This is a genomic window from Vibrio sp. V42_P2S4T144, from assembly GCF_009904715.1.
Taxonomy (GTDB): Bacteria; Pseudomonadota; Gammaproteobacteria; order Enterobacterales; family Vibrionaceae; genus Vibrio; species Vibrio alginolyticus.
Genome location: NZ_WXWS01000589.1, coordinates 1 through 7,447 on the forward strand (window position 1 = coordinate 1; position 7,447 = coordinate 7,447).

Consider the following 7,447-nt stretch of genomic DNA (forward strand, 5'->3'; position numbering starts at 1 on the left):
TGTTGTCTATGTAGAGCAATGATATGAAGCCATACCTAATTTCTGCGCTAGCCGCGATCCTTTCTTCTTCTGCCATGGCTTACGATGTTAAGTCCGGTGGCAAAACCAGTGTTAAAAAAGACGGCGCGAATGCCTATTCTCTTCCTGCTGCTAACTTGCCAATGAGCAAACGCCTCGATTTTAGTGTCGGTAACAGCTTTTTCCGCAACCCTTGGGTACAAGCGCCAGCGTCAACAGACGCTCGTGACGGCCTAGGCCCGCTTTTTAATACCAATGGTTGTCAGAACTGCCACATCAAAGACGGTCGTGGTCATCCGCCAGAGAAAGATGATTTACATGCCGTGTCTATGTTAGTGCGCTTAAGCATTCCTGCGATGACGCCAGAACAAAAGAAAGCTTACATCAAAGATGGCGGCATACCTGAGCCGACTTATGGTGGCCAGCTTCAAGATTTCGCCCTGCAAGATCAAACGCCAGAAGGCAAAATCGAAATCACTTACACCGATGTCCCAGTGAAATTTAAAGACGGTACGACGGTGACGCTAAGAAAACCTCATTTGAACATTATCGATCTGGGTTACGGCGATATGCACCCTGATACCGAGTTCTCAGCACGCGTGGCACCGCCAATGATCGGCCTTGGTTTGTTAGAGAGTATTCCCGACGAAACGCTACTTGCTTGGGCTGATGAACAAGATGCCGACAAAGACGGTATCTCAGGCAAAGTCAATAAGGTGTGGGATATTGAGAAGGACAATTTCTCGATTGGTCGTTTTGGCTGGAAAGCAGGACAACCGACGTTAATGCAGCAAAATGCAGCAGCATTCAATGGTGATGTGGGTCTTACGAGCCATTTATTCCCAAATGAAAACTGTACCTCGAAACAAAGCATTTGTGACGACATGCCAAATGGCGGCAAACCTGAAGTGAGTGAAAATATTCTCGACTTCGTAGAGTTTTACAGCCAACACTTAGCCGTACCTATTCGCCGTAATGTCAATGACCCTAACGTGAAACTTGGTCAGCAAATCTTTGCTGCGTCTGGCTGTGAAAGCTGCCACAAGACCAGTGTTAAAACGGCGAAACGACCAGAGTTACCAGCGCTTTCTGAGCAGCTTATCCACCCATACACCGACATGCTTTTGCATGACATGGGTGAAGGCTTAGCCGATAACCGTCCGGAATACCTAGCAAACGGCCGCGAGTGGCGAACAGCACCGCTATGGGGCATTGGTTATACCGAAGAAGTAAACGGACATACTTACTTCTTACATGATGGTCGCGCTCGTAACCTGATGGAAGCAGTGTTGTGGCACGGCGGCGAAGCTGAAACGGCGAAACAAAACGTCTTAGCACTGAACAAAAAAGAACGTGACGCATTGATTGCGTTTCTGAATTCTCTATAAGGAAGCAACCATGAAAAAAACACTATTAGTGAGTGCGATTGCCGCAACGTTAAGTTTGGTTGGTTGCCAATCGACCATCGGTTCGAGCTCTGCCAAGCCTGAGAGTACAAGTCATATTTCTCAAAGCGTGTACGAGGTGGAGTTTCAATCAGCTCAGACGTTTTTAGCGCAAACCACAGAACTTGAACAACGCTTCGCAGATTACTGCGCATCAGAGTCGAAAGATGATGCACAAGTAAAACAGCAGTGGCATCAAACGATGCTGGCGTGGATGGCATTACAAGGTCAAGAACGTGGCCCTGCTACGGCGTTGGAGCAAAGCTGGAATGTTCAGTTTTGGCCAGATAAAAAAAACACTACTGGTCGTAAAATGTCTGTATTGACGAAATCTGGCCAAGCTTGGAGTGCAGAAGATATTTCCACCCAAAGTGTCACCGTGCAAGGTTTAGGGGCTCTGGAATGGCTGCTTTACGATAAAGCGTCGACCCTATCTAGCAACAGCAATACCTGTGCGACAGGCATTTCGATTGCAGAAAACCTCGATAACAAAGCGCAGATCATCGCGGATTCTTGGGCAGAAAACCCTTGGAAATCGCTAGAGATGACAGAATGGGAATCTGAGTACATTTCACTGCTTTCTAATCAGCTTGAATACAGCATGAAGAAGTTGAGTCGCCCATTGGCGAAGATTGGCAAGCCTCGCCCTTATTTCTCAGAATCGTGGCGTTCAGAGACGTCGCTTTCGAACTTGAAAGCGAACCTTACCGCAATGGAAGCACTCTATTTTGCCGACGGTAACGGGCTAGATGCGCTATTAAGAGAACAAGGTCATGCGGATTTAGCTGATCGTGTTGTTCATCAGTTCGAGATGGCGTTAGATACATGGCCGGAAGATAAGAGCTTGTTTGCCGCACTACAAACAAAAGAAGGCTATCGCATGGTGCTCTCTCAATACAATAAGCTAGAGCAATTGAAGTACCTGATTCACGAAGAGGTGGCGATCGAGCTTGGCGTGGTTATAGGATTTAATGCAACCGATGGTGACTGATCAAACCCGCCGAAACTTACTGAAAGCTGCTCTATTCGGGGCAGCTACACCTATGATGCCATTTGGTTGTGCCTCAACAAGCTCACGTGAGCCTGCGTTGATCGGCTGCTCTATCATTGGCAGAGATAAATATGCAGCGGTGGTGGCGGATGAGCATGGTATGCCGCTATCTTCATTGCCGATTCCTGAGCGTGGTCACGGTGTGGCAACCAACCAACAAGGCCACGCCGTAGTTTTTGGTCGTCGACCAGGTACTTTCTTCATGGTATTTGATTATCGCTCAGGGCAGATGATCAAACTGCAACTAGCAAAGTCAAATCGTCATTTCTATGGGCATGGCGTTTACTCCCACGATGGCACGTTGCTATTTGCCACAGAAGGGGAGAGGGGGACAAGTCGTGGGATCATTGGTGTTTATGATGTGCAGAAGCAATATCAAAAAATCGATGAGTTAACGGGTTTTGGTCTTGGTCCTCATGAAGTGATCATGATGCCTGATGGCGCATTAGCGATTGGCGTCGGTGGCGTACACACCAACGGCCGTGAACCTCTCAATCTTGATAGCATGAGACCGAGTCTGAGTTACCTTTCACAAGAAGGGGAGCTATTGGATCAAGTGTCTTTACCGGATCATAAGTTGAGTATTCGCCATTTAGCTCATGATGGTGCGGAAACCGTGCTTTGTGGGCAACAATATCGTGGTGAGCCGGACGAGTATCCAGCCTTGATCGCCATGCACACGCGTGGTGGTGAGATGCAGGATCTACAAGCTGATCCTGAAGAGTGGGCGCGTTTCAATCACTACGTTGCGAGTATTGCAGCAACCGATGAATGGATCTTAGCCACTTCGCCTCCGGGCAGTTGTTATGGTATATGGTCTAAATCTACGGGCAAATTGGTCGAGCTAAGTGCGTTACCAGATGCCTCTGGTGTTGTGGTCTATGGCGATGAGTTCCGAGTCAGTTCTGGGGCGGGAAAAGTGGTAGAGCAAAGACCTGAGGAGTCAAAAAGTACCTTCGCAAGCGGAGTGCAATGGGACAACCATTGGTCGAGAATTATCTAGAAAGATCATTGAGTAATTACTTATAGAGAGTTTTGTTGTCGTTTTCGGCATCAGATTCTTAATTTTAAACCTGCAAGCTGTGAGATATTTGCCATACTTTTTATTATGGCAAGTAGCGCAAGGATCATTTCAGTGTTTGCTAGGGTTTTAATCATGACGGCACTTCTGGTGCCGTTTTGCAGCTTTTCCACCGTCGTTTCTCTCGAAGCTTCAGCGCAAGTCGAGCAAGAGGGAGCGGTACAAAAGCTGTCTGTAGAAAAAATGATCCATTATCCAGAGGTGATTGATCAACTGTATCAAAGCACCAATTACCGTTTGAACTGGGAAAATGAAAGTGATATTGAGCAGTTTCTTTTTCAAGTAAACCTGGTTGCACTTGCGGATGTCACCGATGAATTCGAAAATCAACTTCACCGGATAAACCAAGTAAGGTGGCAGGGAGATAATCTCGACTTCGATTTAGTGATGACAGATTCACTCTTGATGTACCTTAGTTATCTTGAGCAACTCCCCGAAGAAGGGATTAATTGGCTATTTACAGACAAAGCCCATGTTACGTTACCCGCTCCTAGCATCGATACTTTATCGGTTCTGAGTAATGAGATTACGGTTGGCAAACTTGGTCAGTTTTTGGCAAGTCTCCGGTCTCCATTACAAACAGATGATGCTTTCTACTCCGCCTATTCTTCGCTATCGGAACATTCTCAGTACCAATATCCTGCCTATCAACAAACTGGGCTAGCACGTGTTGGCGATATATTAGAAAACAGACCCCTATTGATTGAGCGAATGGAGATCGTAGGCGTAGATGTTTCTTACTTGGATTTAGTCACTGAAGAATATGACGAACAATTAGAGCTTGCGATAAAAGAGTTCCAGCGTATTCATGGTTTGAAAGAAGATGGCGTTATCGGCCCGAATACCATTCGATGGATCAACTTTTCTCCTCAAGAGCGATTGCATCTGCTGGCGTTGAATTCTGAGCGTTCAAGAATTTGGTCGAAAGAAAGGGATAATGTTGTCTTTGTTAACGTGCCTGGATACGAAGTCACGTATTGGCATGATGGTCAACCCTTGTTTGAGTCTAAAGTTGTGGTAGGGAGAGCATCAAGAAAAACGCCCATCATGTCGGTAGCACTGGATTCAGTTATTCTCAACCCAACTTGGAACGTGCCTTGGACTATCATGGTTAAAGACATTATTCCTAAAGTAAAACGTAATCCGATGTATTTGATTAACCATAACATTCAAATCATTCGGTCTTGGACTTCGAACGAAATTATTGACCCTACAACCATCAATTGGGCAACGGTGAATCCGAGAACATTTCCTTATCGTATGCGACAGGCGTCGGGCTTACAAAATGCACTGGGATTGTACAAGTTCAATATGCCTAACCCACAAGCTATTTATTTGCATGACACGCCAAGTAAGAACTTGTTTGAACAGGACAGACGCGCATTCAGCTCAGGATGTGTTCGTGTAGAACATGCAGACCAGTTAGCAGAACTTCTGTTCAAAACTCAGGGGTTGGAAGAACGTTTAGCGAAAAAGCGAGAAAGTTCTCGTCGGTCTAACACGTCAGTTCCTTTGGGAGAGCGCATTCAAGTACACATCATTTATCAAACAGCATGGTTGGAAGAGGGAACGCTTTACTACCGTGATGATATCTATAAGTACGATCACCGCAGTTGAAATCTTTAAGGAAAATTTACAAAACGAAGAATTCTCTTTTCGTTCAATAATTAAGCAATAATTACTGCATCTGAAAATCAAGATGGAGCGTTTTATGCATTTGACGTGACAAATGTGTTTGGTTAATGTCCACGACTTGTCTAGTTGTTGAGCACTGTCTTTTGAAATGGTAAGTCGTAACTTTTCCCGCCGAGATTTCCTTAAAATGACCGCTGGTGGTGTGGTGTTGGCGTCTGCCCTGCCATCATTTTCTTGGGCTTCACTCCCTGACGAGCCACGTGCGCTGGCGATGAACAATCTTAATACTGGAGAGATCCTCGAAACATGCTATTTCGATGGAAAACGATACATTAATGATGAACTTCAAAGGCTGAATGAGTTTTGTCGAGACCATCGACGGAATGAGGTTCATCCGATGGATCGACGCTTGTTCGATCAAATAAGCCAAATTCAAAAGTTAATTGGTACAGAAGCAGAGGTGATCGTCATTTCAGGTTACCGTTCTCCTGCCACTAACGCCTCGCTGCGCAACGGGTCTTCTCGTGTAGCGAAAAAGAGCATGCACATGGAAGGAAAGGCCATTGATTTTCGTTTAGACGGCGTGAAGCTTTCAACGGTTCGTGATGCTGCATTAAGCCTAAAAGCCGGTGGCGTGGGTTATTATCCAGGTAGTAACTTTGTTCATATCGATACGGGAGCTGTTCGTTCCTGGTAGTGCTAGTTGAGACAAGGTTTCTAGTCTCAGAACGTCGTCGATTACCCACAGTTCAAAGCTTGAAGTCGCTAGGCCTTAGTGTCATAGTTGCGGCAGTTTTCATGCAAATTTATTCGGTATAGGTTATCTATGGCTCTGAAATACCAAGTTGTTCCAGTAACATCTTTCTCTCAAAACTGTTCTATTGTCTGGTGTGACGAAACCATGAAAGGTATTGTGGTTGACCCAGGCGGCGATGAAAAGCAGCTCGCTATGCTTATCAAAGAGCTGGGTGTTGACGTGGTAAACCTAGTGCTAACACACGGTCACTTGGACCACGTAGGTGGCACGGAACCGCTGTCTGCACTGCTTGGCGGTACAGAGATTGTTGGTCCTCACAAGGCAGATAACTTCTGGTTGCAAGGTTTGGAAGGTCAGAGCCAAATGTTTGGTTTCCCGCTGACAGAAGCGTTTGAACCGCACCAATGGCTAAATGAAGGTGACACTGTCACTTTTGGTAATCAAGTGCTGAACGTATTCCACACACCTGGTCATACACCTGGTCACGTTGTGCTTTACAGTGAAGAAGCGCGTTTAGCGTTTGTGGGTGACGTTTTGTTTAACGGTAGCATTGGTCGAACTGACTTCCCACAAGGTGATTTCAATACGTTGATTAGTTCTATCAAAGAGAAATTGTGGCCTTTAGGCAATGATGTCACGTTTGTCCCTGGTCACGGCCCTCAATCGACTTTCGGTCATGAGCGTAAAACTAACCCGTTCGTTGCTGACGAGATGCCGCTTTACTAAAAGTGCGTGTACTAAGCATTATTCTGGCTCGGCGGCAGCTAAGTATCGCCGAGTCAGTCCCACAAAATCCTCAGCCTCACGATCTAGATCACTTGCTGATATAAATAGATCGTAGCCATAAAAGCCTCTCTGATACTTCATCCGGTTGGCGAGCATCGCTAACAAACCTTTGTACTCAATCCCATCTCTGTTTATATACGGTTTAGGGTCAAGCACTATATCCTCAAACTTATCTTCACACTGATTTTGTTTCGCGCCTAAGTAAAGCAGTGCTCGCTGGCTGAGGAGAATTTCTGTCGCTATACGAGGGCAGATTGAATTTAAGTAGGGTGAGTAGTGTTTTAGACGAATACCGATCCAAGGTAGCGGTTGGTGCCACCCTTCCTGTTGGTAGCTACAAATACCGATTGACTCAATATTTCGCCATCGGACGACCCAACCCCCTTTAAAAAGGTGTTGCTGAAAGTGAGAAGCTGTCAGCGTAAAAGTGACTTGGCTTTTCTTAATCATCAAGATGGCGAAACCAACGATTGCAGACATCAAAATGACCGACAACATGGCTTGCTTCCACCCCGGAGAAATGGCAACCAAAAACAAAGTGATGAGTGCAACAAGCAACAAAAGTATTCTGTTGATAGGGGAGTCGGGTTTGAAATGTGAATTTGTTAGGTGCAGCGTTTCCATGCTTATAACCTCATCGAATACGTGTTCAAAAATGAGTGGGCAGCTTTATG

The 7,447-nt window shown here is 45.8% G+C and carries 7 protein-coding genes; 6 read left to right on the forward strand and 1 reads right to left on the reverse strand.

Going from position 1 to position 7,447, the window contains the following annotated elements; genetic code table 11:
- Positions 1 to 23 precede the first annotated feature (23 nt).
- The 6 genes from CAG68_RS19400 to CAG68_RS19425 all read left to right on the forward strand — a co-directional run bounded on the left by CAG68_RS19400 (position 24) and on the right by CAG68_RS19425 (position 6,713).
- Positions 24 to 1,406, forward strand: coding sequence for a di-heme oxidoredictase family protein (locus CAG68_RS19400; protein ID WP_161441537.1), 1,383 nt, complete (start codon positions 24 to 26; stop codon positions 1,404 to 1,406).
- 10 nt (positions 1,407 to 1,416) lie between these two features.
- Entirely contained in the window at positions 1,417 to 2,454 is a 1,038-nt protein-coding gene (locus tag CAG68_RS19405) for an imelysin family protein (RefSeq protein WP_161441538.1), read from the forward strand.
- A complete protein-coding gene (locus tag CAG68_RS19410) occupies positions 2,435 to 3,517 on the forward strand; it encodes a DUF1513 domain-containing protein (RefSeq protein WP_161441539.1) in 1,083 nt (360 codons plus the stop codon). The genes CAG68_RS19405 and CAG68_RS19410 overlap by 20 nt, the downstream gene beginning before the upstream one ends.
- 153 nt (positions 3,518 to 3,670) lie before the next feature.
- Positions 3,671 to 5,212 carry a L,D-transpeptidase family protein gene (locus CAG68_RS19415; protein ID WP_005376852.1) on the forward strand — a complete coding sequence of 514 codons (1,542 nt, stop codon included), beginning with the start codon at positions 3,671 to 3,673 and terminating at the stop codon, positions 5,210 to 5,212.
- 166 nt (positions 5,213 to 5,378) lie between these two features.
- Positions 5,379 to 5,927 (forward strand): DUF882 domain-containing protein, encoded by a 549-nt coding sequence (locus CAG68_RS19420; protein ID WP_031778936.1) that lies wholly within the window; start codon positions 5,379 to 5,381, stop codon positions 5,925 to 5,927.
- A gap of 129 nt (positions 5,928 to 6,056) precedes the next feature.
- Entirely contained in the window at positions 6,057 to 6,713 is a 657-nt protein-coding gene (locus CAG68_RS19425) for an MBL fold metallo-hydrolase (RefSeq protein ID WP_005376855.1), read from the forward strand.
- A gap of 18 nt (positions 6,714 to 6,731) precedes the next feature.
- On the opposite strand, the gene CAG68_RS19430 is transcribed toward CAG68_RS19425, so the two are convergent.
- Positions 6,732 to 7,397: a DUF2982 domain-containing protein gene (locus CAG68_RS19430; RefSeq protein WP_005386825.1), complete on the reverse strand. Its 666-nt coding sequence runs from the start codon at positions 7,395 to 7,397 to the stop codon at positions 6,732 to 6,734.
- Between the last annotated feature and the right edge of the window lie 50 nt (positions 7,398 to 7,447).

Coding starts and splice junctions, on each gene's coding strand:
- CAG68_RS19405 (WP_161441538.1), top strand. CDS start 1,417: ATGAAAAAAACACTATTAGTGAGTGCGATTGCCGCAACGTTAAGTTTG.
- CAG68_RS19410 (WP_161441539.1), top strand. CDS start 2,435: ATGCAACCGATGGTGACTGATCAAACCCGCCGAAACTTACTGAAAGCT.
- CAG68_RS19415 (WP_005376852.1), top strand. CDS start 3,671: ATGACGGCACTTCTGGTGCCGTTTTGCAGCTTTTCCACCGTCGTTTCT.
- CAG68_RS19400 (WP_161441537.1), top strand. CDS start 24: ATGAAGCCATACCTAATTTCTGCGCTAGCCGCGATCCTTTCTTCTTCT.
- CAG68_RS19430 (WP_005386825.1), bottom strand. CDS start 7,397: ATGGAAACGCTGCACCTAACAAATTCACATTTCAAACCCGACTCCCCT.
- CAG68_RS19420 (WP_031778936.1), top strand. CDS start 5,379: ATGGTAAGTCGTAACTTTTCCCGCCGAGATTTCCTTAAAATGACCGCT.
- CAG68_RS19425 (WP_005376855.1), top strand. CDS start 6,057: ATGGCTCTGAAATACCAAGTTGTTCCAGTAACATCTTTCTCTCAAAAC.